39 protein-coding genes are annotated in these 22477 nt (G+C 64.8%); 8 read left to right on the top strand and 31 right to left on the bottom strand.

The features are described from left to right. Positions 1–89: 89 nt before the first annotated feature. The 6 genes from nifW to nifH form a co-directional block, all read right to left on the bottom strand. Complete coding sequence (gene nifW, locus QX041_RS17520; protein ID WP_315713078.1) at positions 90–428, bottom strand: nitrogenase stabilizing/protective protein NifW; 339 nt, start codon at positions 426–428, stop codon at positions 90–92. Then, positions 425–1216: a serine O-acetyltransferase gene (cysE, locus tag QX041_RS17515; protein ID WP_316166094.1), complete on the bottom strand. Its 792-nt coding sequence runs from the start codon at positions 1214–1216 to the stop codon at positions 425–427. Before cysE ends, nifW begins: the two co-directional genes overlap by 4 nt. A gap of 2 nt (positions 1217–1218) precedes the next feature. After that, positions 1219–2358 carry a homocitrate synthase gene (gene nifV, locus QX041_RS17510; protein ID WP_316166093.1) on the bottom strand — a complete coding sequence of 380 codons (1140 nt, stop codon included), beginning with the start codon at positions 2356–2358 and terminating at the stop codon, positions 1219–1221. A 326-nt stretch (positions 2359–2684) separates the two neighbouring features. Next, positions 2685–3179 carry an iron response transcriptional regulator IrrA gene (irrA, locus tag QX041_RS17505; RefSeq protein WP_316166193.1) on the bottom strand — a complete coding sequence of 165 codons (495 nt, stop codon included), beginning with the start codon at positions 3177–3179 and terminating at the stop codon, positions 2685–2687. A gap of 17 nt (positions 3180–3196) precedes the next feature. After that, positions 3197–3931, bottom strand: coding sequence for a nitrogen fixation protein NifQ (locus tag QX041_RS17500; protein WP_316166091.1), 735 nt, complete (start codon positions 3929–3931; stop codon positions 3197–3199). Between the two features lie 83 nt (positions 3932–4014). Beyond that, positions 4015–4902, bottom strand: a complete 888-nt coding sequence (gene nifH, locus QX041_RS17495; RefSeq protein ID WP_315713086.1) for a nitrogenase iron protein — start codon at positions 4900–4902, stop codon at positions 4015–4017. A 419-nt stretch (positions 4903–5321) separates the two neighbouring features. Between nifH and QX041_RS17490 the strand changes: the two genes are divergently transcribed. Next, positions 5322–5753, top strand: coding sequence for a response regulator transcription factor (locus tag QX041_RS17490; RefSeq protein WP_315713088.1), 432 nt, complete (start codon positions 5322–5324; stop codon positions 5751–5753). 1 nt (position 5754) lies between these two features. Continuing rightward, a complete protein-coding gene (locus QX041_RS17485) occupies positions 5755–6174 on the top strand; it encodes an ArsC/Spx/MgsR family protein (protein WP_315825162.1) in 420 nt (139 codons plus the stop codon). Positions 6175–6193: 19 nt separating this feature from the next. Here the strand turns inward: QX041_RS17485 and QX041_RS17480 are convergent, their stop codons facing one another. The 4 genes from QX041_RS17480 to QX041_RS17465 are packed head-to-tail and all read right to left on the bottom strand — an operon-like array spanning position 6194 to position 7437. After that, positions 6194–6556: a (2Fe-2S) ferredoxin domain-containing protein gene (locus QX041_RS17480; RefSeq protein WP_316166090.1), complete on the bottom strand. Its 363-nt coding sequence runs from the start codon at positions 6554–6556 to the stop codon at positions 6194–6196. Further along, positions 6553–6882 carry a Grx4 family monothiol glutaredoxin gene (gene grxD / locus QX041_RS17475; RefSeq protein WP_315752861.1) on the bottom strand — a complete coding sequence of 110 codons (330 nt, stop codon included), beginning with the start codon at positions 6880–6882 and terminating at the stop codon, positions 6553–6555. Before grxD ends, QX041_RS17480 begins: the two co-directional genes overlap by 4 nt. 48 nt (positions 6883–6930) lie before the next feature. Beyond that, on the bottom strand, positions 6931–7164 hold the full coding sequence (locus QX041_RS17470; protein ID WP_315768831.1) for a BolA family transcriptional regulator: 234 nt from the start codon (positions 7162–7164) through the stop codon (positions 6931–6933). Between the two features lie 51 nt (positions 7165–7215). Then, positions 7216–7437: a hypothetical protein gene (locus tag QX041_RS17465; RefSeq protein WP_315713098.1), complete on the bottom strand. Its 222-nt coding sequence runs from the start codon at positions 7435–7437 to the stop codon at positions 7216–7218. Here QX041_RS17465 and QX041_RS17460 point away from each other — a divergent pair. The 4 genes from QX041_RS17460 (at position 7437) to QX041_RS17445 (ending at position 9427) form a co-directional block, all read left to right on the top strand. After that, a complete protein-coding gene (locus QX041_RS17460) occupies positions 7437–7928 on the top strand; it encodes a hypothetical protein (RefSeq protein ID WP_315713099.1) in 492 nt (163 codons plus the stop codon). The genes QX041_RS17465 and QX041_RS17460 overlap by 1 nt on opposite strands. 88 nt (positions 7929–8016) lie before the next feature. Then, positions 8017–8379, top strand: a complete 363-nt coding sequence (locus QX041_RS17455) for an iron-sulfur cluster assembly protein (RefSeq protein WP_315713640.1) — start codon at positions 8017–8019, stop codon at positions 8377–8379. Positions 8380–8415: 36 nt separating this feature from the next. After that, a complete protein-coding gene (locus tag QX041_RS17450; protein WP_315768835.1) occupies positions 8416–9174 on the top strand; it encodes a dienelactone hydrolase family protein in 759 nt (252 codons plus the stop codon). A 10-nt stretch (positions 9175–9184) separates the two neighbouring features. Next, entirely contained in the window at positions 9185–9427 is a 243-nt protein-coding gene (locus QX041_RS17445; protein ID WP_315713103.1) for a hypothetical protein, read from the top strand. A 259-nt stretch (positions 9428–9686) separates the two neighbouring features. Here the strand turns inward: QX041_RS17445 and QX041_RS17440 are convergent, their stop codons facing one another. From QX041_RS17440 to QX041_RS17345, 20 genes are all read right to left on the bottom strand, one after another. After that, complete coding sequence (locus QX041_RS17440; RefSeq protein ID WP_315713105.1) at positions 9687–10145, bottom strand: group II truncated hemoglobin; 459 nt, start codon at positions 10143–10145, stop codon at positions 9687–9689. A gap of 16 nt (positions 10146–10161) precedes the next feature. Then, positions 10162–10329 (bottom strand): hypothetical protein, encoded by a 168-nt coding sequence (locus QX041_RS17435; protein WP_315713107.1) that lies wholly within the window; start codon positions 10327–10329, stop codon positions 10162–10164. 12 nt (positions 10330–10341) lie between these two features. Beyond that, the gene (locus QX041_RS17430) at positions 10342–10656 is read right to left on the bottom strand and encodes a DUF6156 family protein (RefSeq protein ID WP_316166088.1); all 315 of its coding nucleotides are present in this window, start codon (positions 10654–10656) and stop codon (positions 10342–10344) included. A 13-nt stretch (positions 10657–10669) separates the two neighbouring features. Beyond that, positions 10670–10882, bottom strand: coding sequence for a hypothetical protein (locus tag QX041_RS17425; protein ID WP_315752854.1), 213 nt, complete (start codon positions 10880–10882; stop codon positions 10670–10672). 12 nt (positions 10883–10894) lie between these two features. Then, positions 10895–11203: a 2Fe-2S iron-sulfur cluster-binding protein gene (locus QX041_RS17420; RefSeq protein ID WP_315713113.1), complete on the bottom strand. Its 309-nt coding sequence runs from the start codon at positions 11201–11203 to the stop codon at positions 10895–10897. Between the two features lie 35 nt (positions 11204–11238). After that, positions 11239–12453 carry a DegT/DnrJ/EryC1/StrS family aminotransferase gene (locus tag QX041_RS17415; RefSeq protein WP_316166086.1) on the bottom strand — a complete coding sequence of 405 codons (1215 nt, stop codon included), beginning with the start codon at positions 12451–12453 and terminating at the stop codon, positions 11239–11241. Positions 12454–12455: 2 nt separating this feature from the next. Further along, entirely contained in the window at positions 12456–12716 is a 261-nt protein-coding gene (locus tag QX041_RS17410) for a hypothetical protein (protein WP_316166084.1), read from the bottom strand. A gap of 19 nt (positions 12717–12735) precedes the next feature. Further along, positions 12736–13092 (bottom strand): DUF3024 domain-containing protein, encoded by a 357-nt coding sequence (locus QX041_RS17405; RefSeq protein ID WP_315713117.1) that lies wholly within the window; start codon positions 13090–13092, stop codon positions 12736–12738. 6 nt (positions 13093–13098) lie between these two features. Next, on the bottom strand, positions 13099–13347 hold the full coding sequence (locus QX041_RS17400) for a nitrogen fixation protein NifZ (protein ID WP_315752850.1): 249 nt from the start codon (positions 13345–13347) through the stop codon (positions 13099–13101). Next, positions 13344–13667 carry a nitrogen fixation protein NifZ gene (locus tag QX041_RS17395; protein ID WP_009032133.1) on the bottom strand — a complete coding sequence of 108 codons (324 nt, stop codon included), beginning with the start codon at positions 13665–13667 and terminating at the stop codon, positions 13344–13346. The genes QX041_RS17400 and QX041_RS17395 overlap by 4 nt, the downstream gene beginning before the upstream one ends. Beyond that, a complete protein-coding gene (locus tag QX041_RS17390) occupies positions 13664–14437 on the bottom strand; it encodes a 4Fe4S-binding leucine-rich repeat protein (protein ID WP_315713122.1) in 774 nt (257 codons plus the stop codon). The genes QX041_RS17395 and QX041_RS17390 overlap by 4 nt, the downstream gene beginning before the upstream one ends. Further along, a complete protein-coding gene (locus QX041_RS17385; RefSeq protein WP_315713124.1) occupies positions 14430–14963 on the bottom strand; it encodes a hypothetical protein in 534 nt (177 codons plus the stop codon). The genes QX041_RS17390 and QX041_RS17385 overlap by 8 nt, the downstream gene beginning before the upstream one ends. Before the next feature lie 11 nt (positions 14964–14974). Continuing rightward, complete coding sequence (locus QX041_RS17380; protein ID WP_315756220.1) at positions 14975–15304, bottom strand: iron-sulfur cluster assembly accessory protein; 330 nt, start codon at positions 15302–15304, stop codon at positions 14975–14977. Between the two features lie 10 nt (positions 15305–15314). Next, positions 15315–15539, bottom strand: a complete 225-nt coding sequence (locus QX041_RS17375; protein WP_006609676.1) for a YfhL family 4Fe-4S dicluster ferredoxin — start codon at positions 15537–15539, stop codon at positions 15315–15317. A 55-nt stretch (positions 15540–15594) separates the two neighbouring features. Then, positions 15595–17157 (bottom strand): nitrogenase cofactor biosynthesis protein NifB, encoded by a 1563-nt coding sequence (nifB, locus tag QX041_RS17370; RefSeq protein WP_316166082.1) that lies wholly within the window; start codon positions 17155–17157, stop codon positions 15595–15597. A 264-nt stretch (positions 17158–17421) separates the two neighbouring features. Then, a complete protein-coding gene (locus QX041_RS17365) occupies positions 17422–18288 on the bottom strand; it encodes an SIR2 family protein (RefSeq protein WP_316166081.1) in 867 nt (288 codons plus the stop codon). Beyond that, the gene (gene nifT, locus QX041_RS17360; RefSeq protein WP_315713133.1) at positions 18288–18509 is read right to left on the bottom strand and encodes a putative nitrogen fixation protein NifT; all 222 of its coding nucleotides are present in this window, start codon (positions 18507–18509) and stop codon (positions 18288–18290) included. Before nifT ends, QX041_RS17365 begins: the two co-directional genes overlap by 1 nt. After that, entirely contained in the window at positions 18506–19720 is a 1215-nt protein-coding gene (gene nifS, locus QX041_RS17355) for a cysteine desulfurase NifS (RefSeq protein ID WP_316166080.1), read from the bottom strand. The genes nifT and nifS overlap by 4 nt, the downstream gene beginning before the upstream one ends. Positions 19721–19729: 9 nt before the next feature. Further along, complete coding sequence (locus QX041_RS17350) at positions 19730–20020, bottom strand: NifU family protein (protein ID WP_315713137.1); 291 nt, start codon at positions 20018–20020, stop codon at positions 19730–19732. Positions 20021–20058: 38 nt separating this feature from the next. Beyond that, positions 20059–20379 (bottom strand): HesB/IscA family protein, encoded by a 321-nt coding sequence (locus tag QX041_RS17345; protein WP_257170758.1) that lies wholly within the window; start codon positions 20377–20379, stop codon positions 20059–20061. A 324-nt stretch (positions 20380–20703) separates the two neighbouring features. On the opposite strand from QX041_RS17345, the gene QX041_RS17340 reads away from it, so the two are divergent. After that, positions 20704–21312 carry a hypothetical protein gene (locus QX041_RS17340; protein ID WP_315825171.1) on the top strand — a complete coding sequence of 203 codons (609 nt, stop codon included), beginning with the start codon at positions 20704–20706 and terminating at the stop codon, positions 21310–21312. 71 nt (positions 21313–21383) lie between these two features. On the opposite strand, the gene QX041_RS17335 is transcribed toward QX041_RS17340, so the two are convergent. Beyond that, a complete protein-coding gene (locus QX041_RS17335; protein ID WP_316166078.1) occupies positions 21384–21803 on the bottom strand; it encodes a Rieske (2Fe-2S) protein in 420 nt (139 codons plus the stop codon). A gap of 199 nt (positions 21804–22002) precedes the next feature. Here QX041_RS17335 and QX041_RS17330 point away from each other — a divergent pair, with 199 nt between their 5' ends. Beyond that, positions 22003–22461, top strand: a complete 459-nt coding sequence (locus QX041_RS17330; RefSeq protein WP_315768856.1) for a hypothetical protein — start codon at positions 22003–22005, stop codon at positions 22459–22461. The last annotated feature ends 16 nt before the right edge of the window (positions 22462–22477 follow it).

Here is a 22477-nt window from a genome sequence, read left to right as displayed (position 1 = left end):
AGGAACTTGAAAGCGCACGGCTCGCTTGAAAGCAGAAGCGCCGCCAGTCGTGCTGGCGACGCTGGTGGGAGCGATCGTCAGTTCATGCGCTACTTGAGCGTCGTCAGCGAAACGAACGGCTTTGGAGCCGGCTTCGGCGGCGCCACCGCCTCCTTGAGCACCTTGAACACCCGCTGATCGAGCGGCGTCGAGACGAGGAAGTCCTGATAGGCCTGCTCCAGGAACGATTTGCAGCGGGCTGCGACGTCCTCACTGGAAACGCCGGAGAAGTCCTCGCTGACGAGGTACTGCCCCATCCGGCGGAGGATATGCAGCCGACAGACGTTGAGCACCTTGGGATCGTAGTCGACACCGAGCAGCTTGAAGAACTCCTCGGCCGCGGAGGTCTTCTTCAGTTCGTCCAGAACGTTCGGCGTTGCCGCAGTCATTGCTTTGCTCCTTGACTCGAAATCGGATCAACCTCGCAGAAGGAGGTCGGCGCCGGAGCCGGCGGTCCCTGGCGTATCTTCTGCCTGATGTGGGCGAGCTGCGCTTCGAGGAACTCGATCCGGTCCAGCATCACGGAAAGGGCCTCACCGACCGGATCAGGCATCAGATGATGATCCAGATCGATCCGTCCGACAGTCCGCCGATGGGTGAACTCAGGCCGCACCACCTTGGCGGGGATCCCGACCACCGTGACGTCGGGCGGCGTGCTCTGGATGACGACGGAGTTGGCACCGACGCGGGTCCGCGGACCGATGGTGATCGGTCCGAGAATCTTGGCGCCGGCGCCGACGACGACACCGCTGTCCAGCGTCGGATGCCGCTTGCCTGGCGACCACGACGTACCGCCCAGGGTGACGCCGTGATACAACGTGACATCGTCGCCGACCTCCGCGGTCTCGCCGATCACGACGCAGGCGCCATGATCGATGAAGAAGCGGCGGCCGATTTCGGCGCCCGGATGAATGTCGACATTCGACAGGAAACGTCCGAGCCACGACAACAAGCGCGCCGGAAAACGCCAGCCGCGGATCCACAGCCGATGCGCCAGGCGGTGCCAGATCAGCGCGTGAATGCCGGGATAGGTCAGCAGTGTCTCGATTTCGCTGCGCGCCGCCGGATCGCGCGAGCGGACACACGCAATGTCCTCGCGGATCAGGCGAAGCAGCGAGGGCCGGCTCGCCTCGACGACGATCGGCTTCGCAATGGGTGTGTCGACGATGTCGCTCATGATCAGGCAAAGCTCGCCAGCGGGTGATCGCAGACTTCGCGCCAGATGGCCTCAACGGCCTCCTTCGGCACCGGCCCCTTGTGAGCGACGGCATGCCTGCGCACCCGCGCCAGGATGCGCTGGGCCTGGTCGGCGCTCGCCGGCAGCCGCAAATCCGACAGCAACGAGGTGATCGCCGACAGCCCGGAATGCTTCCCGATCACGATCCGATTGGAGCGGCCGAACAGTACCGGATCGAGCGCCTGGTAGGTGCGCTGATCCTTCAGCAGGCCGTCGACGTGAATGCCGGATTCATGGGTGAAGACGTGCTCGCCAACGATGGCCTTGTTGAGTGGAATGGCGCGTGCTGCGGCGGCCGCCACGACATTGGCGACGTGATCGAGCTCGGCCAGCACGATGCCGGTCTCGCGCCGGTAGAGCTGCCGCAGCGCGACCGCGACCTCTTCCAGCGGGGCATTGCCGGCACGCTCGCCGAGGCCGATCACGGTGACCGACGCATGGGTCGCGCCCGCCTTGACTGCCGCCAGCGTGTTGGCGGTGGCAAGACCGAGATCGTCATGGCCGTGAAACTCGATCTCCAGGTCCGTGGTCGCACGCAAGGCGCCGACCAGGGCTGACGTCGCGTCGGGATCGAGCACGCTCAGCGTATCGGCGACGCGGAAGCGTCGGGCACCGAGCGACTTCGCGGTCGCGATCACCTCGGCGAGAAAGCCGACATCGGCGCGCGACGAATCCTCACCGCCGACGGCAACGGCCAGTCCGCGGCTTCGCGCATAGCCGACCACGCGCTTGAGCAGCTCTAGCGCGGCGCTGCGGCTGCCGCCGAGCTTGGCGGCGATCTGCACGTCGGATGTCGGGATGGAGACATTCACCATCGAGACGCCGGCCGCGATCGCCGCATCGACATCCGCCTCGCGCATCCGGCACCAGCCGATGATGGTCGCGGGCAGACCGGCCTCGACGATCGCCCTGATCGCCGCGATCTCGTCGGCCCCCATCGCCGGCGTGCCGGCCTCGATCTCGGGAACGCCGGCACGGGCGAGCGCACGGGCGATCGCGACCTTCTCGCCGAGGGCGAAGGCGACGCCCGGCGCCTGTTCGCCGTCGCGGAGCGTGGTATCGTTGAGGATGACCCGGGGCATCGGGCTCCCCGAGGCTGTGCCCCCGTGGGCAGAGCCGGCATCTCGGGCATTCCTGGGCCCGCGCTGTCCGGAGACGTCTGGCATTCACTCGCTCCGTCGCAACCTGTGTGCGGCCGCCAGAAGCACGACGCTCCGTTGCGGCCTGCCATTCACTCAGCAACGGCCATGCCACCGCCGGACACCACGCCAACCAATTGAATATCTGATTGTTTTTCCAACGCCCCGAATTGTCGGATTCGTAACAGCGTCGGACATCGAACGTCGAACGTCGACGCAGAGAGACATGCCCGCGCAGCGCCTGGACCGCGTGGCGACCTGCGCTGCCGTCAGGCGTGACGCCTGCGGCGCAGATGAATGACGATGTCGATCCGCTCCATGCCATAACCCGGCAGCGGCTCGGGCATCTGCTCGAACGCGACCTGTCCGGGCACATCGACGAGCGCGCCTTCGTCCTCGTAGAAGAAGTGCGGGTGCACGGTCGTATTGGTGTCGAAGAACGATTTCGAGCCGTCCACGCCAATTTGGCGCAGCAGGCCCAGCTCCACGAACTGGTTGAGCGTGTTGTAGATGGTGGCCTGCGAGATCTTCAAGCCCGAAGCAACGGCTGCGGCATAGAGCGCGTCGGCGGTGATGTGGCGGTCACCGCCGCCGAACAGAATCCGGCTCAGTTGCTGACGCTGCTGGGTGGGGCGCAACCCGGCCCGGCGCAGCGCGTCCTCGCATCGACGCATCAGGATCTCGCCAGCTTCGCAGGTCTCCGCCTGAGGACAACGTCCGCCGTCGGAGTTGCACGGGGATCCAAGCTGGCTGTCCATCAACATCATCACGGTCCTCGAACTCACATCGCGGCGCCCGCCGCCTCCTGCAGCGCCACCTCGCGCCGCCGTTCGGCCATCCGGCTCTCGCCGCTCTCCTCGCCGAAGCAGAGCTGGAAGTCGTTGCACTGGGTACAGACCGGCGTCGTGCACATCACGAAGCCATCATCCTCGCACAGCATGCGGTAGAAGAAGCGCTTCCAGCGCATGTTGCTGGTGTTGCGGCTCGCCAGCGGCGCGAAGTGGCGCATCAGCAGGCGCGACAATTCGGAGCGCTCGCGCAGGCCCAGGTCTTCCCAGAGATGGTTGGGCTCCATCGCGCGACGCGCCACCATGGCCGCGAGCCAGCGGCCGACCTCGCCGGCCGTGGAGCGCTGCGCGGTGAGCAGATCGCGCACCATCGTGATTTCGTCCTCGTCCGGCGCGGCCACGGCCCCGGTGATCGGCAGCCATGAGGAGTCGATCGAGGCTGCCGGAAACAACTGCGCCAGCAGTGCGATCAGTTCGACGGTCGAAAGCCCCGCGCGCTCCGCCAGCGCGCCATGCTCCATCGCTGAAACGGCGAGAACCGATGCGATGACGTGACGATCGAAACCGATGTCACTGTCGATCAGCGCCTCGTCGGGATCGACGCCGGTCAGCAGGCGGTAAATCTGGCGGCCGTGATGCGGCGCGTTCTCTTCGCAGGAGCCGTTGCGCGGCGACGGTTGCAGGCCGGCAGCGACGGACTCCGAGACGCCCACGATTGCGATGGTCATAGCTTGATCCCCTGCCGCGCGCCGACGGGACATGCGATGAGGTACCGGCCTTCCGACGGGAGGAAGGCCGGTACCAAGACTGCTTAAGCCGTTGCGGCGAGTTCGGCGGCAGTCTTTCCGATCTGGGTTTCGTCGACGGCCTTCATGATGCCGTGCTCCATCAGCATGTCCTCGAGCTCGTCCATCGTGATCGGGGTCGGGATGATGCCCTTGCCGCCGTTGTTGTGGATCTTCTGCGCCAGCGAGCGGTAGTGCCCGGCCTGGACCGAATCCGGCGCATATTCCAGCACGGTCATGCGGCGCAGCTCGGCGTGCTGCACGATGTTGTCGCGCGGCACGAAGTAGATCAGCTGGGTGCCGAGCTTCTTGGCGAGAGCCTCCGCCAGCTCCAGCTCCTTGTCGGTCTGACGCTCGTTGCAGACCAGGCCGCCCAGGCGCACGCCGCCGGAATTCGCATATTTCAGGATGCCCTTGGAGATGTTGTTGGCGGCATACATCGCCATCATCTCGCCGGACATCACGATGTAGATCTCCTGCGCCTTGTTCTCGCGGATCGGCATCGCGAAGCCGCCGCACACGACGTCGCCGAGCACGTCGTAGGACACGTAGTCGATGTCCTCGTAGGCGCCGTTCTCTTCCAGGAAGTTGATCGAGGTGATGACGCCGCGGCCGGCGCAGCCGACGCCCGGCTCCGGACCGCCGGACTCGACGCAGCGGATGTCGCGATAGCCGACCTTCATGACCTCCTCGATCTCGAGGTCCTCGACGCTGCCGGCGGCAGCAGCCAGGCTCAGGATCGTGTCCTGCGCCTTGGCGTGCAGGATCAGGCGGGTCGAATCCGCCTTGGGGTCGCAGCCGACGATCAGGATCCGATGACCCATCTCGGCGAGCGCCGCGAGCGTGTTCTGCGACGTCGTCGATTTGCCGATGCCGCCCTTGCCGTAGAATGCGATTTGTCGAAGTGATGACATTCTGCTCTCCATCAACCGATTGCCAATGTCGCGCCCGCGCTGCTCGCGAGGCGTGACCGCGTCCTCTGTGTGTCCGAACCGGCAGACGGGTTGTTGGGAAGGAGAGCATCGCTCGTCCGGAGCGTCGGCGTGCACTCAGCCCTCAACCATTGCCTGAACCCGGTTTTGCAACGGCTGTGCCAGCACGCGCACAGGGCCAAAACGATCATGTTTTAAAGGAGATGCGGAGCAATCCGGGCGCGATTGCGAGTTGTTGCAAACCCGACATCGGAATGCTTCGCAAGATGCGACGACGCGCGGCGCTGTCCGAAACGACACAACAGCGGTAGCTTTTCAGCCGGGCGGTGCCCGGAACGAGATTTGCTAGATCCCCTCTGCAGCCCTGCGGCACAGACGCTGACAACGTTGAGGAGGATGCAATGCAGATCGGAGTGGAGACGGCCAAGGCAGTGGACCAGCGGCGCGTGTTCGTGATCGACGACGACGAGATCACGCGCGCGGCCCTGCAGTTCATGTTGCACGATGAAATCGAGACCCACGAATTGGCGACGCCGGAGGAGGCGTACGAGAAGGGCGTCGACTGGCTGGCACCGAACGTGGTGCTGCTCGGGGTTTCCTTCCTGAAGCAACGCGGCCCCGAGCTCGTCCGCGAGATCCTGGCGAAGTTCAAGGGCGTGCGCATTCTGATCGTGACCGCCAAGGCCGACGAGGCGATCGCGATCGAAGGTCTCAAGGCCGGCGCGCATGGCGCCGTGGTCAAGCCGCTCACGATCGAGGCGGTGCGCAAGAAGGTCGACACCATTCTCGGCCGCGCCGGCGGCGCGCAGCTGGTCCAGCTCGGCGGTGCCTGACGTGACGACCGTCGTCTTCTACGAGAAGCCGGGCTGCGGCACCAACGCCCGGCAGAAGCTGATGCTGACGCGAGCAGGCCACGATGTCATCGCCAGGAACCTCTTGACCGAACCCTGGACGGGCGAGCGGCTGCGCACATATTTCGCCGGGACCCCCGTCTGGGCCTGGTTCAATCCGGCCTCGCCGCGCGTGAGATCGGGAGAGATCGAGCCAGAGACGATCGAAGCCGTCGCGGCCATCGACCTGATGCTCGAGGATCCGCTGCTGATCCGCCGGCCATTGATCGAAGCCGGCGGCCGGTGCTGCGCCGGCTTCGATCGTGAACCCGTCATCTCGCTGCTTCGGCAGGGCGACGGTCTGGAGGATGTCCAGGGCTGCACGCGTCCGGATGGGTCGACACCTTGTCCGGAGCCGCGTTGAGCGGCTCCATTCTGCAAGCTCAGCGCTTCAACACCATGACCAGGCGATCGACACGCTTGCTCTGCTTGAAGTGGGATTCGACGATCTCGTCGATATCCTCCGGCTTGGTCGGTCGATACCAGACGCCGTCCGGATAGACCACCATCATCGGTCCGGCGCTGCAGAAGCCGAAGCAGCCGGCGGCGGTGACGCCGATATCCGTCAACCGCTGCGCCTCGATGGTCTTGGTCAGCCGGTCCCACAGCGGCTGCACGCCGAGCGCGCCGCAGCTGCCGCGCGGATGCCCGGGCGGGCGCTGCGTCAGGCAGACGAAGGCGTGATGTTTGTAGAGCTGCGGAATCTCGAATGCGTCATCCGCCTCGGCGACATCGGCATCGCTCATGACGCAGACGCCTTGATACCCTTGTCGGCGAGCAGGGTCGCGAGCTCACCGGCCTGGAACATCTCGCGCACGATGTCGCAGCCGCCGACGAATTCGCCCTTCACATAGAGCTGCGGAATGGTCGGCCAGTTGGAGAACTCCTTGATGCCCTCGCGGATGAAGGGATCGGCGAGCACGTTGACGCTCTCGTAGGCCACGTCGAGCTTGGCCAGGATCTGTGCCACCGCGGCGGAGAAGCCGCATTGCGGCGCCGCCGGCACGCCCTTCATGAACAGCACGATGTCATTGCTGTCGATCAGCTTCTGAATGCGTTCGGATGTCGACATAGACTGGATCCTTTCCCTGAATGCGACCGATCAGCCCGGCCGCAACGATCATTTCGGCAATGACGTCTCGAGCGCCAGCGCATGCAGCACGCCGCCCATCTGGCCCTTGAGAGCCGAATAGACCATCTGATGCTGTTGCACCCGGCTCTTCCCGGCGAAAGCCTGTGAGGTGACGCGCGCCGAATAATGGTCGCCATCGCCCGCCAGATCCTCGATCAGGACGACGGCATCCGGGAACGCCTCCTTGATCAGACGCTCGATGTCCGTTGCTGCCATCGCCATCGCTGCCACTCCCGCTGGATTGATGAAGGCCTCATGCAAGCTCCGAACCAGTCATTTGCTCGCCGCGATCGCCGTCTCGTCTGCATCTGACGACGCGTCCACGCCAAATCGCCGAGCGTTGCGTCGTCTTTGCGACATCGGCCACGGCGCGGCGAAGAGGTGGCGTTCAAAATCCAACATCGGCCCGCTCTTCCGCCCGCCTCGTGCCGGCTCCGGCGCTGCTGCACCCGCGCGAAAACGGTCCGCATCTTGCAGTGATTTGATCGAGGTCAATGCAGATGCTCGAACTCGTCAGCGAACCCGACACGATCAACTTCGGCGATCTGCCGCAAGAGATCGATGCGCTGTTGCAACAGGGCGTGGCGGCGTATCGCCGCGACCACGCGCAGGCGGATCGGCTGTTTCGCCAGGCGCTGGCGGTGGCTCCGCAGCAGCTTCCGACCTACTTCTGTCTGTACAAGATTCACACCTATCAAGGCCATCTCGACGAGGCAGAGGCGGTCGCCGAGCTGGGCCTTGCCGAAGCGGCGCGCCAGGCCGGCTGGCCACGGGATTGGCGGCACTGGACGCCGCATGATCCGCTGCCGGATGGCGCCGGCCGCTTCGCGCTCTACACGCTGAAGGCCCTCGCCTTCATCCATCTGCGCAAGACTGATTCCGACGGAGCAGCCGAAATGCTCGCGGCGCTGCGGCGACTCGATCCCACCGGCGCCGTCGGATGGCCGGTCGTCGCCGCGCTGGCCGAGGGGCTCGGTTCGGAATGAGGCGACGCCATGCATGAGCGAAACATGACTCGAATTCCAACGACCATCCCCCGGTGCGAACCAGGATCATGAGAGGAACCAACGCATGATGACCATGCACGCCCCGCCCCCTCCTTCCCCGGCGCAGAACGCCGTAGCGACCGGCTCCCAGAGTGCAGCCGAGAGCGTGATTGCAGCGTTGCGAACGGTTTATGACCCGGAGATTCCGGTGAACGTCTACGATCTCGGGCTGGTCTATCGGATCGCGCACGAGGGCGGCGGCGCGGTCGAGATCGACATGACCTTGACGGCGCCCGGCTGTCCGGTCGCAAGCGAGATCGTCCGAATGGTGGAGGACGCCGTACAGGCCGTCGACGGTGTGGTGTCGGTCAGGGTCACCCTTGTCTTCGAGCCGCCATGGGACAAGTCGCGCATGTCCGAAGAGACCGCCCTGGAGCTGGGTTTGTTGTAACGCGCGCCAACCGCGCAAGGGGAGCAGGAGCATCACATGCCTACAGCGAGCACGATCAAGCTGACCGCCAGCGACGGCCATACGTTTCAGGCGTTTCGTGCCGATCCCGCCGACGCGCCGAAGGGGGCGATCGTCGTCCTGCCGGACGGCGCCGACGCTGCCGGCAAGCTACGCAAGGTCGCCGATACTTTCGCCGCGAGCGGCTATGTCGTGATTGCGCCGGAGCTGTCGCCTCCCGCGGAGATCGAAGCGGCAACGGAGGGCGAGCCGGCCGAGAGCGTGCCGGATCCGGCAGCACCGCTGCTCGCCGAGATCCAGTCAACGGTCGACAGCGTCAAGGACTGCGGCAAGGTGGCGGTGGTCGGCTTTGGCGCCGGGGGCGGTCTCGCCTATGACGCCGCCAACCGAGTCTCAGGTGTGGCCTGTGCGGTGAGCTACTACGCGACCGGTGTCGTCAACGCAGCCGGCGCCAAGCGCAGGATTCCGACGCTGCTCCATTTCGGCGAGGCCGACATCGTCGTGCCGTTCGCGGAGGTGACCACGTTCCGCGCCTATCATCCCGAGGTCAGCGCGTTCTCCTATCCGAATGCCGCGCATGCGTTCGACGGTGACGGCGAGACCTATGATGAATCTGCAGCTGCGCTGGCACATGACCGGACCCTGGCGTGGATCTCGCAATATGTCGTCGGGCAGCCGCCGATCACGCTGAAGAACGCCGGCGCCTATGCGCTCGCCAAGACCGACAAGAAAAAGAAGAAGAAAGCCGACGACGACATGGGACCGCCGATGGAGTGAGAGCGCCGCGATGCTGCCGACCACCATCCTGATCGACGAGCGGCCACGTTGCGTCGTGCGCCCCAACGACACCAAGGATCTCAACCGCTTCATCCGCAACGGCAAGCCTTTCCTGCTTGCCGAGCAGCCGGACGGCAAGATCACGCATCGCAATGCCAGCGAGGTCGAGATGATGCAATGGCAGAACGCCCTGGCGCTACACCGCGCCTGGGGCGGCGAGGACGAGACCTTCTTCGGCGTGCCTTTGTATTAGTTGGATTGCGTAAGGTGGGCCAAGGCGCCACGGACGGCAGTGAATTGCACCGTCGAAAGATCGCCGTGCCCACCTTTCTGGTCCATCTTTTTCTGGTCCATCTTGCAGGCGAGACCGCCGGTGGGCGCGTTTCGCTTGGTCCAGCCTACGCGTCACGCCCTCTCCGTCATTGCGAGCGCAGCGAAGCAAGCCAGGGTAACGCGGGCGACTCTGGATTGCTTCGTCGCCTTCGTCTCCTCGCGATGACGTCACCGCAGGCTCACGGCCGCGCGGCCCGAGCATCGTGCGGGTTGCCGGCCTGGTTGCGCATCCAGTCGGCGAGCTTGGTCATGGCGGCGTCGACATCCTGACGGGCCTTGACGTCGCTGACAGTCTCCTCGAGCGCGCCGCGCATGCACAGCAGCCAGGCGTCGCGCTCGGCATTGCCGATGGCAAAGCCCATGTGACGCTGGCGCAGCCGCGGATGGCCCTTCTCTGGCGAGTACAGCTTCGGGCCGCCCAGCCATTCGGAGAGATAGCGCTTCAGGATGTGCTTGATCGGCCCGAGATTGCGGCCGTGCATGTCGCGGATGCCCTTGGCCTCCGGCAGCGTATCCATTCGGTGGTAGAAGGATTCGACGAGACGGTCGACCACGGCGGCACCGCCGATTCGCTCATAGGGGGTCGCGACCGGCCCTGCGTCCGGAGTTCCAGTCTCTGAAGTCCCAGCGTCCGCCATCCGACCAGTCCGCCCTCTACTCATCCAAGCTCGGCTGCAGGATCACCTCGGCCGGAGCGCCCGGGCCCTGCTCGTCCACAAGCTCCAGCGTATCGACACGCGACAATCCACCGCCGCTGTCCATCAGCACGATAGCGTCCTTCGGCATGCTGGCAAGAGCCTCGATCAGCTTGGCGACGGTCACGGGGCCTCCTTCTTAAGCGTCTCGCCCGGCGACGGGTGCGCCGGTCTCGTCGAAATTCAGCGTCGCCGGCTCCTCGTCCAGCATCACGATCTCGGCCCGGCGCAGCGTCCCATTGGCATGATAGCTGTAGCTGTGCGTGAGCTCGATCTCGTCATAGACGATCTTTTCGAATCCGGTCAGCACGCCCGCGGCATCGAAATAGCCGCGGATGAACGTGTTGCGGTTCGACAGCTGCTCCGGCGCAATCGCAGTCACCAGCCGCAGCGGCAGCTTGACGCCCGTGTAGGAGACGAAGAATCGGCACGCCTGTCCCGCATCGGTGCTCATACTGCCGACCGCGTCACGAGACAGCCGCGGTCTTCAGGGCCTCGATCTGCTCACGAGCCACCTTGAACACGCCGCGGCCGCCGGCGAAGGTCTGATAGGCCTTCATGCCGATGGCCTCGCTGAGCTTGTCGAACCACTGCTGCGGCGTCAGCTCGACCGGCCGCTCGCTGATCTCGGCGACCGTGCCATCATTGGCAAAGCGGACATGAAGCGTCAATTTGTCCATGTGATCCTCCTGTTACAGGCCCGAGCCGAAGCCCAGGAGTTCGATCTTGACGTTCTCGGTGCCAAGAATGGTCGCCTGACAGGCGAGGCGAGACTTCGAGCCGACGCCGACGATGGTGTCGAGCTTCTCGTTCTCCAGCTTGGTGACCTTCGACACGCCCTTGCGTCCCTCCTGCAGGAAGATGTGGCAGGAACCGCACTTTGCCTGGCCCTCGCATTTATGCTGGATCTCGACCTCGGCGCCGAGCAGCGCTGCCAGAATGGTGGTGCCCTCGCCCACCTCGATCGTCTTACCGGAGGGCATTACCGTCAATGTCGCCACTTGGATTCTCCTTTTCGGTTTGAACTTAGAACTTCTCAGTAGATCGCGGCGCCCGCCCCGACATTGACCGAGGCGTCCTTCATCGTCGCAACGATGAAGGCGATCTGATCCCTGGTGAGATGCACGTGGAATGGCAGGGCCACCACACGATCGGCGACCTTCTCGGTCACGAGATAATCGCCTCGGCGATATCCCATGTCGAAATAATGCCGCTGCAGATGCAGGGGATTCGAATAGGCCACGGCCTCGACCTGTTCGACCCTGAGATCCTCGACGATCGAATCCCGGCTCGACTTCGAGAACCGCGTGCCCAGATGCACCTGATAGAGAAACCAGTTCACCTCGGTGACATCGGGCCCGACATAGGGGTCCTTGATGCCCTCGAACGACTGCACCTCGCTGTAATAGATCTGCTCGATCAGCTTGCGCCGCTCGAGGATCTCGTCGATCCGCCGCAATTGCGCCAACCCGAGCGCGGCGGTCACGTCGCTCATCACAGCCTGGTGCGACGCGCTGCTGCTGACCACGACCGATGCGCGCTCGTCGAGCCGGTGCGAACGGTGCCGACGCACGGCCACCGCGATGTCGACGTCGTCGGTGACGACCATGCCACCCTCACCACAGGTGAGCGCGAAAGGCTGCGAGAAATCGAACACCGCGGCCGTACCGAATGTACCGACCAGCGCCCCCTTATATTTCGAGCCGATGGCCTCGGTCGAATCCTCGATGACAGGCAGATTGCGGGTCTTCGCGATCGCCTGCAGTTCCGACCATTTGGCCGGATGGCCGTTGGTGTTGCCGACCAGGATCGCCTTTGTCCGCTCCGTGATGCGCGCCTCGATCTTGCTTGGCGCCAGCGTGCCCGAGTAGTAATCTATATCCGCAAACACCGGCTTGGCGCCGACGATGCTGATGGCATGCGCGATCTCGCGGAACGAATAGGACGACGCGATCACCTCGTCGCCCGATCCGATGCCCATCGCTTTCAGGACCAGGACCAGGCCAAGCGTTCCGCTCGGGACGGCAATGGCGTATCTGCGCCCGAGATAGCTTGCGAATGCCGCCTCGAACTCCTCGACCAGCGGACCGCAGGACAGCCGCGGCGAGCGCAACGCGGAGTCCACGGCGGCAATCTCCGCCGTGGTAATGTCGGGATCAGAGAGCGGAATGAAGCTCGCCTCGACCGGCGTAAGCTCCGCTTCATCCTGCTCCTGCCGATCGGCGTCATGCACCAGATAGGGCTTGGTCATGCTCAGCTCCGCTTGGCCAGGATCAGGCCGGTGGCCTTGGCAAGGTCATCGGTCACACCCGCGCAGTGGTCGCTGGCGTCGAGCAGATGCAGGTCGAATGCCGGATAGCTGCGGAACGGCGCTTCCGTGACATCAGACGCGTCACAACGTGTCAGTACCAGCCTTGGAAAGCGGCGGCGCAGCTCGCCGAACGCCGCGCTGCCGGCGTCGGATCGCTCGAGGACCTGCGCGATCTCATTCAATTCCTGTTCGGCCAATGCCATGTCACGCGTCCTCTTCGCTCTACTGCCAGAAGATCCGCTCAGGGTCCGCGTTCAGCTCGTCGACCGCCGCGGTCAACCGCCGATGCAGACTATGCAGCTCCCACGTCCCCTGCGCGTGATCTCTCCAGAACAGCTTCCACATCGCATTCGCGGGATCATGGCGCAGCAGCGCGACGTCGATCACCCCACCGTCCTTGTCGATGTTGCGCGAGCAGCAAGGGCTGCGGACGTGATAACCCTCGTCGACCGGCGACACCGTCGGCTCGACATAGCGATAGCGCTTGCGTGACTTCAGCGCGCGCGCGATCCGCTTGCGATCCAACTCATTGGGATGCGCGGGCAGGACAAAGCTGGGCTTGAGCGCGGTTGCGGCCATCGTGGATCATCGCACCTCAACCGGGACGATCTCCTCTTCGAGACACCCCACGACGAGCTGCTCGCCGAACTCGACGAGATAGATCGGCATGTTCGCTTCCGTGTGGGTGCCGACCTGCACGATCTCACCCATATCGCCGACGCCAACGAGCTTGGCCTCGGCCGGCGCGTTCGGGAACGAGCCGTCATTGACGAGGTCGATCAGCGCCTTGACACGCTGACCCCATTGATATTTCGGCAGGCGCGGCTCGATCATGATCTGTATGCTCCCGGCAGGGGCAACTCGTCCTCGGCCTCCCCGCGGGGGACGGTCGATTCGAGCTCCTTGCGCTTCATGCCGACGCGGTTTCCGCTTTCGAGAAACTCGACGCCGTAGATGTAGAACTGCTGCAGGAAGGTTCCGATCGAGACGACGTAGCCGATCTCGCCCTTCTTCGCGAGGATCTCGCCGATTTCCTTGCCTGCGTAGGTGCCGTCGTTGCGGATCGTGCGCTTGGCCTTCACCTTCTCGCCGAACGTGAAGTACGGCGGCGCCGACAACTCCACGACCTCGCTGTCACGAACGATGTTGCTCATGCCGGTTTCTCCATCGCAGCTCCGGAGCGGTTCGCGAGCCGGTCGCGCGCCATCTCCTGCACCAGCGGATCCTCGTCGCGCGTCAACTCGGTCAGCTCACTGAGCGCGATCCGGCTCGCAACCTCGTGACGCACCCGCCAGTCGGCGTCCTTGCGCATCGCGGTGAGGAGATCAGGCGCGAGGCGCTCGGCGATCTCGAGCCGCACCCGTGGATCGGGGTCGCTGATCATGCCGAGCAGCCAGTCACTCGGAATGCGCCGTGCGACGACGCGGCGGACCTCGGCCTCCGGGTCCCCCATCATGCGGCCGAGCACGGACGGTACGATGCGGCGCGCCACGACCAGGCGGACGTAGTAATCGTCGTCCATCATCATCGGCATCAGGTCTTCCGGATCGAGCACCGTCGCGATCCGGATGCGGACCTCGCGATGCGGATCATGGCGCAGCCGCAACACCAGCCGCTTCGGCAGCCGCCGCGCGGCGTTCCAGCGCACGGTCTCCTCGGGATCATCGAGCAGCGGAGGCAGAAAGAACGGGCTGGCATGCTTCGCCGCGATCGCGCGCACCTCGAAATGCGGATGCTTGACGTAGCCGTTGGCGAGCGCCGGATTCCAGTTGAAGAAGCGGTCGATGCGCCGGGCGTAGCGGTCGTGCACGCAGGCGTGCCGAAGGCGACAGCCGCCGGATGCGTTGAGCTGCGCGTGTTCGCAGCCCGCACAACTGATCTCGTTGCCCTGCCAGTCGATGGCCTCGTCGATGTCGTCATTCATCGTCGAGCTCCACCCGGTCGACCACCTCGAGCAGGACGCGTGCGCCGATCTTGTCGCTGGGATCGAGCTCGAGCAGCTTTTGCACCGCGAGCCGTCCCTCGACGAGATTGCCGAGGCGCATCTGCAAATAGGCGTATCCCTTCAAGGTGAACATGAAGAAACGCGGCAGCATGTTGTCATAGCTGCCGAACTCGGCATGACCGGCGCGAACGTCGCGCCAGTGCGGCGGCAAGCAGTTTTCGGCGGCCGCCTTGGCGAGGCACCGCTTGGCGATGCGCAGCGCGTCGGCGAGCCGTCCCTTGTAGAAATAGAACCGGTAGAAGCCGATCAGGACCGCCGCATGCCCAGGCGCCAGCGCTTCCGCCTCTTTCAGATGCGCCTCCGCAACCTCGTCGAGATGATAGCTCTGGCCCGCCTGCCACAGATGATACTCGGCCTCCTCCGGCAGGCCGCCGCCGAGCAGCGCGTCGGCGAGCAACGCGTCCTCGATGGCGGTCTGAGAGCTGGGCCGGGCATCGGTGGGCATGGCGAGCTGTCCTAGTGCTCCAGCGCCTTCAAGGCGTGGGTCGAGCACGAAACCTGCTTCGGATCGTGAAACACGAGGCCGGTCTGCGTCGCAGTATCCGCGAAGTCGATGGTCACACCGTCGAGCAGCAAGCGGCTTTCCGCCGGCAGAAACAGCCTGACACCGTCGCGCTCGACCACGGCATCACCGGGCTGCGGCGTGGCGAGCACGCTGATATCGGCCGCGAGGCCGGAGCAGCCGCCGGGCGACACCGCGAGACGGAAGCCCGAACCCGCAGTGCCGTCAGCCCGCAGCATCATGCGCATGAATTTCTGCGCGGCTGGCGTGAGAGTGAAATTCATCTGGCTCTCCTCAAGCCGGCGGCTGGTAGCGCGGGAACGAATTGTCGATCACGCAGGTGTTGTCGACCGGGCAGACCGCCGCGCATTGCGGCTCGTCGAAATGGCCGATGCACTCGGTGCACTTCTTCGGATCGATCACGAAGGTGCCGTTCTTCTCCGAGATCGCCACGTTCGGACATTCGGGTTCACAGGCCGAGCAGCTCGTGCACTGCGAGGCAATGATCTTCAAGGTCATCAAAGGCTCCTGTCGAAGGGGCCCGGCGACGCGACGGCGCCGCCGGGGTCTGATGTCACGCCGCCGAGATCAGGGCGCCCTGGCGAATTTCGGCGTCACCGCGCACGACGTGCTGGATCTCGCCACTGTTCACCCTGTCGAGGTAGCTCTTGAACCAGGCGATCGCGGACTTTTCGATGAACTCGTGCGCGAACTGATCGACCGGCTCGATGCCCGCGGCCAGCAGGTCGCTCTTCGGGCAGCCGCCGATCTTGGCCACGAACACCGCATGGCAGTCGTTGATGGCGCGGATGACGGTCTCCAGGCTGTCCTCGTCGCCATAGCCGCCCTGGCAGTACAAGTCGACGCGGCGGTGACCGACGAACTTGGCTCCGGCCGTGGAGAGCTCGTAGACCTGGAACTCCTTGGCGTGGCCGAAATGCTCGTTGATCAGGCCCGAGCCCTTGGTCGCGACCGCGATCAGGAGCTTGATGTCGCTCGACTGGCCGGCGAGCGAGGCGAGCTCCTCCTGCTTCGCCACAACCTTGGCGACACGCTCCTGCTCGACCGCCTCCTGATAGGCCTTGCGACTGTCGATATCGTAGTTCACCTCCATCGCCATGATCTTGTCGGTCGTGAATTCGGCCGAGCGATCCTCACCGAGCAGGCCCACGGCGTCCGCGCGGCACTGGCGGCAATGCCGCATCATGTTCATCTCGCCTTCGCACTCGTCCTGCAGCGCCTTCAGCTCCTGCGCGGTCGGACCGCGCTGGCCGGTCAGGCCGAACACGGTGCCGTGCTCCGGCGACGAGATCAGCGGCATGATGTTGTGCAGGAACGCGCCGCGCGACTTCACCGCCTTGTTGACCTCGACGAGGTGCTTGTCGTTGACCCCTGGGATCATCACCGAGTTGACCTTGCAGAGGATGCCGCGCTCGGTCAGCATCTCCAGGCCCTGCAACTGGCGGTCGGTGAGCAGCTTGGCCGCCTCGACGCCGGTGTAGCGCTTGTGCTTCCAGAAAACCCAGGGATAGATCTTGGCGCCGATCTCGGGATCGACCATGTTGATGGTAATCGTGACGTGGTCGACGTTGAAGCCGGCGATGGTGTCGACGTGGTCGGGCAGCGCGAGACCGTTGGTCGACAGGCAGAGCTTGATGTCGGGGGCGGTGCGCGCGATCAGCTCGAAGGTCTTGAACGTCTTCTCGGGATTGGCGAGCGGATCGCCGGGACCGGCGATCCCGAGCACGGTCATCTGCGGAATGGTCGAGGCAACGGCGAGCACCTTCTTGGCCGCCTGCTCCGGCGACAGCTTTTCGCTGACGACGCCCGGACGCGACTCGTTGGCGCAGTCATATTTGCGGTTGCAGTAGTTGCACTGGATGTTGCAGGCGGGCGCGACGGCGACGTGCATGCGCGCGTAGTGGTGATGCGCCTCCTCGCTGTAGCAGGGATGGTTCTTCACCTTCTCCCAGATCTCCGGCGGCAGGTCGTTCTCGCCGGCGCCCGAGCCGCAGCTCGCCTTGCCGCTGCCGCCCGAGGTGCCGCAGCCCTTGTGCTCCGCGATGGTCTGCATCACCGAGCTCAGCTTGTCGCCGTCCGGTATCGTCGCCTGTTCGTGCTGCACTGACGCGTCCATGTCCGCTCCTTAACGTTGCTGGCGAGCCGCAAACCGCCTTGGGCTGGGGTTCAGCAACTCGCGTGCCACGCCGCGGACAAGATCATTTCGTCAGACTATCAACGCCTTAGCCAAATCATCGCGCCTGTCGCCTTGCCAACATGCGAAAGGCTCTCGTTTCGGGCGTTGTTAGAAACGTTACAGACTCGAATTGGGACACAGGACGAACGGCAAAACAGCGCAGCTTGCGGCCGCGCTGTTCGATTTCCGGTGTCGTGGTCTCGCTCAGCCGCCGATGATGATCTCGCTCGCGCGGGCCAGCGGAATCGCGATCGGCGTCAACCGCTCGGCGATGAAGAACTTCAGCTCGTTCTTCGACAATGAGTCGGGCTCGACCAGGACGTAGTGATCGGCGCCGGAGCGCTTGATCACCTGGCGGCCATAGGTGCGCAGCAACTGGTCGTTGAAGCGGCAGCCGATGAACAGGAAGCTTCGGTCGGTGCGCCGGTCCTTGACCGTGTCGGGTATCGGTGTCTGGATGTCGATGTCGGTCAGCACCTCGACATAGTCGGCATCGGTGATCAGGAAGTTCCTGGCCGGCGTGATCCCGCCATGCGGCTTGTAGAGCAGCGTGGTCCAGCTTGCGGCCTTCTCGCGATCGCTCTCGGCGCCCGCGGCGTCGTAGAAGCGATACCAGCGGTCCTCGCCGATTCCGGCCCGCGTGATGCCCTGCACCTCGCCCCAATCGCCGCGCCCGCCGAGCGCGGTTCGCATTGCGCCGTCATACCAACTGTCGACGATCATCGGCAACGGCAGCGACGCCAGATGCTGCTGCAGCGGTGTCGGTGCAACGGGCGCGGCAAAGGCTTCGGCCATCAGCGCGGTCACCGTCGAGCGGTGGCGCGTGCTCTCGATGTGCTGGGCTGAAGCCCACGCATTGCCCTTGGCTCGGCGCGGCAGCGCCACCTTGGTGCCGAAGAACGCAGCCAGCGCTTCAGGATTCATCGGCACCGTGGCGCCGGACTGCTCGGACACGGCGGGACCGAGGAACGGGACGACCTTGCCGGCCTTCAGTCCGGCGACGACGTCCTTGAGCAGGGCCTCGGCATCGGCCTGCTTGACGATGTCGATATGAGGAAGTGGCGCATTCATCACTCGTCCCCTTCGCCACCGCGCTTGCGCGCATTGATCGTGATCGGCAGCCGCGTGTCGGCAGCCATCTGCGGCAGTTCGAGGACCCATCCGTTGGCGATGCGGATCCAGCCGCCCCACAAGGACTCGTGCTCCGACTCAACGATGGGCTCCTCGAGATCCTTCTTGGGGACGTAGATCGACAGGCCCGTTTCCGGCGAGCGGCGGATCATGACTTTCATTGCGTGAGCTCCGTAGGGCGAAGGGCGTCCGCCGATGGCGATTGACGATGCTGCAGCCAGGCCGGCGAAGTCTCGCGCAGCCGGCCGACGATGTCGGGCAGTATCTGCAGCACGCGATCGATGTCGTCGTCCGTGGTGTCGCGCGACAGCGAGAATCGGACAGCCCCGCGCAGCAGATCCGGCGGCACGTTCATCACGCGGAGCACGTGCGACGGCTCCATCGAGCCGGAAGCGCAGGCCGAGCCGAGCGAGGCGGCGATACCGGCTTGGTTCAGCCGCATGACGATCGGCTCGCCCTCGAGATGCCGGAAGGCGATGTTGGAGGTGTTCGGCAGCCGCGCAGCGAGGTCGCCGAGCACGACGCAATGGCCGACGCTCTGGAGGATGCCCTGCTCCAGCCGGTCGCGCAGCGCGCGAACGCGGCCCTGCTCGTCCGTGAGATGCTTTGCCGCGAGCTCGGCCGCCTTGCCGAGCCCGATGATGCCCGGCACGTTCTCGGTGCCGCCGCGCCGGCGGCGCTCCTGCGGGCCGCCGCGCAGCAGCGGCGCGAACGGTGTGCCCTTCCGAACATAAAGCGCACCGATGCCCTTGGGGCCGTGCAGCTTGTGGCCGGACAACGACAGCATGTCGACGCCAGCGGATTTCAGATCGATCGCGATCTTGCCGACCGCCTGCACGGCGTCGGTGTGGAACAGCGCGCCGGCCTCATGCGCGAGCCTGGCCAGATCGGACACCGGAAATAGCGTGCCGGTTTCGTTGTTGGCCCACATCACCGAGGCGATGGCCGTGCGCGGGCCGAGCGCGCGCTTGTAAGCCTCGAGATCGAGCCGGCCGGCCGCATCGACGCCGATCAGATGCACCGCGACGCCGCGCTTGTCCATGAGGTATTCGACGAGCGACAGGATCGCGGGATGTTCCACAGCCGTCGTGACGACCTCGTCGCGGCCGTCTTGCGTCTCCAGCGCCGACAGGATCGCGGCATTGTCGGATTCCGTCCCGCCCGAGGTGAAGACGATCTCGTGGTCGAAGACGGCACCGAGCAGCGCCTGCAGGCTCTTGCGCGCCTGCCTCACGGCCCCGGCGACCTCGCTGCCGAAGGCATGCGAGGATGAAGCATTGCCGAACTGGTCCGTAAAGAACGGCAACATCGCCGCGACGACCTCTGGATCGGCTCGTGTCGTCGCGTTGTTGTCGAGATAGACCGGACGCAAGGCCGCTCCTTAATGCCGCGCCTTGGCTGCGCCGGCCACCGGAACGAGGCGGACGAATTCGCCGAGCTTCTCGATCATGCGCGCCTGGATGCCCTCCAGCGTCGCGCTGGCGAGCTTGCAGAAGATGCAGGCGCCGGCGAGCTTGACCATGATCTTGTTGCCGTCAATCTCGACGAGCTCGCAATCGCCGCCGTCGCGCTTGAGGTTCGGACGGACCTCCTCGATCACGGCCCGGATGATCCGCTCGCGCTCGCTCATCTGCGACGGCGCTTCGACGATGCCCTGGGATTCGACCAGCATGGTTTCACTTCTCGCGTGTTGGATGATCGAGCGAAGACTCAAGCGAACGACTTGCCGCAGCCGCAGCTCGACTTGGCATTCGGGTTCTCGAAGGTGAAGCCGGAGCCCTCGAGCGCGATGACGAAATCGATCGTCGTGCCTTCGAGATATTCGAGGCTCTTGTGATCGACGAGCACGCGCACGCCCTCGCGCTCGATCACGGTGTCCTCCGGCTCGCTGCCGCTGACGAGGCCCATGTTGTATTTCAGCCCGGCGCAGCCGCCGGCTTCGACCATAATCCTGAGGCCGTCGACCGGCTTGTCGGAGGTCGTGATCGCGTTGCGGACCGCATTGATGGCGCTGTCGGTCAGGTTGATCATCATCGTCTCGCCTTTCCCATTCGGCTGTTGTGAACGGAATTGGCAAGTCTCATGCCATGCAGCAATCGCCTGAAAGACCTCAACTTTTCATGTTGTCGCTGTGGCGTTTCCGACGCGTGTCGGCTTTCCGACAGGCGCTGTTCACGCCGTGTCGCGCGGGCGTCGGCGCGATGTCGGGGCGCAAACCCGACAATCGACTGGCGCGAGAGGCAAAAGAACCAAGCAAATCAAGCTGCAACACACACCGGCAGACAATTTGCATCACGCCCCTTTCGACCGCGCCGTGCGGCGAACGGCTGACAAGGACATGCGAGGGGATTGCTGATGACGACATTGGAGAAGACGGTTGCGATCGAGACCACCGCGCTCGCGCAGCTCGACAAGGAAGGGCGGCTGCTGAACGCCGTTCTCAAGGCGCCGACCACCAAGCCGGGACGGTTCGGCTTCCGCGGCGATATCGCGCTGAAGTTCCAGACCCAGGTTGCGGACGAGAAGCGTCCGCCGGACTTCTCGATCGAGCAGGTGCTGACGATCGCGCAGGACGGTGCATCGACGATCCCGGTGCTCGTCGGCTACATCCACTCGCTGGCCTATCTCGAGACCGCGGCCGAGGTGCTCAAGGGCCTGCTGACGCCGGACGGCAAGTACTTCATGTTCTGCAACAACATCGATCTGCTGGCGAAGTACCGCATCAAGATCGACGACATCACCTTCTACGTGCTGCCTTGCGACGAATCCACGGTCTGGAAGGAGATGCTGGAGCTGCTGTCGATCGACAAGAACGACATCAAGAAGCTCGATACCGCCGGCAAGCTCGACTACGTGCTCGACGCCGCCAAGGACTTCAGCGAGAACTACGATCTCGTGCCCTACGCGGATGCACTGGCCAGGATGGAGCCGGTCAAGAACCGCAACGAGAACCGGCCAGTCTGAGACCGTCCGTTTCTTCAAATTCAAGATGAAGTCCCGGCAGTTTCCGTCGGGACTTCACCGCGATCGCCGCCTCAGCCGTCCTCACACTGCAGGCCGGTCTCACCCTCTTCCTCGTCATCCTCGACCAGGGTCACGCCGGTCACGCAGATGTCGCCATCCAGCACGCTCAGCGCGACCGGCGTCAGGCTCTCGCCCCTGCACGGGCCATCGACGCAGAGCCCGGTACCGATCTCGAACAGCGAGCCGTGCTTGCCGCAGAGGATGCGAAGGCCGTTGCCGTCCAGGAACTGATTGCGCTCCCAGTCGAGATTGACCTTGTCGTGCGGGCACATGTTCAGATAGCCGAACACCTGCTTGCCCCAGCGGATCACGAAGATCGGCCACGGGCGGTGGCTGCCGTCCTCCGCGACGATCACGAGCTGGAAGCCCATGGCGCGGCGGCTCGGAATGTCGTTGAAGCTGCAGATGGCGTAGGCGACGTCGGTCGTCATGTCGGGCCTCATCGATGTCTGGCGCATCTCCGACACGGCCGCTTCGGCGCAGCAGGAGCGACGGTCGGCTCGCTTGCGAGCCGCGTTGCAAGATTCGCGCAACTCCGCCTGTCCGCCTCGCCTTCTTTGCTGCTGCGATAGACTGGCACAGAACTTGAAAATTTCTCCTGCAAAGGCGCCTCTTTGTAAGGAGATCGACATGAACGTGGCACTGGAATTCGTCGAGAGCTCGCTCGACGACATCAAGGCGGCATTGGAGGGCGGCACGCTGACGGTCTACTCGGTGGCGCGTCCGATCACCGCGGACAAGCCGGTCGACCGCAGCGGCGTGCTCGCGACCTTCACGTTCGGCTCGCCCGCCTTCGGCGCCGCGGTGGATGGCCTCGAGCAGCCGAACTTCGTCGCGACGTCCGTGCCGGCGGCCACCGTCGGCACGCCCGGCTTTGCGCGGGCGCGCAAGGCGGACGGTACTACCGTCGCCGATTTCTCCGCCGGCCCAGGCGAGCGCGAAATCAAGTTCACCGAAGTGTCGTGCTCGCCCGGCGCGCCGGTCACGGTCGCGACCTTCAAGATCGTCGCCGAAGGCGGCTGGCCGGAGCGTCCGGAATACTACGACACCCATCCACGCCCGGGCTATCCGATGCCGAAGACGCTCTGACGCCCGCAAGCGCGTC

It is taken from the genome of Bradyrhizobium sp. SZCCHNRI2009, from assembly GCF_032485115.1.
In the GTDB taxonomy this organism is placed as follows: Bacteria; Pseudomonadota; Alphaproteobacteria; order Rhizobiales; family Xanthobacteraceae; genus Bradyrhizobium.
The sequence above is the reverse complement of the archived record's forward strand: the minus strand, read 5'-3'. Positions and strand labels throughout refer to the sequence as shown.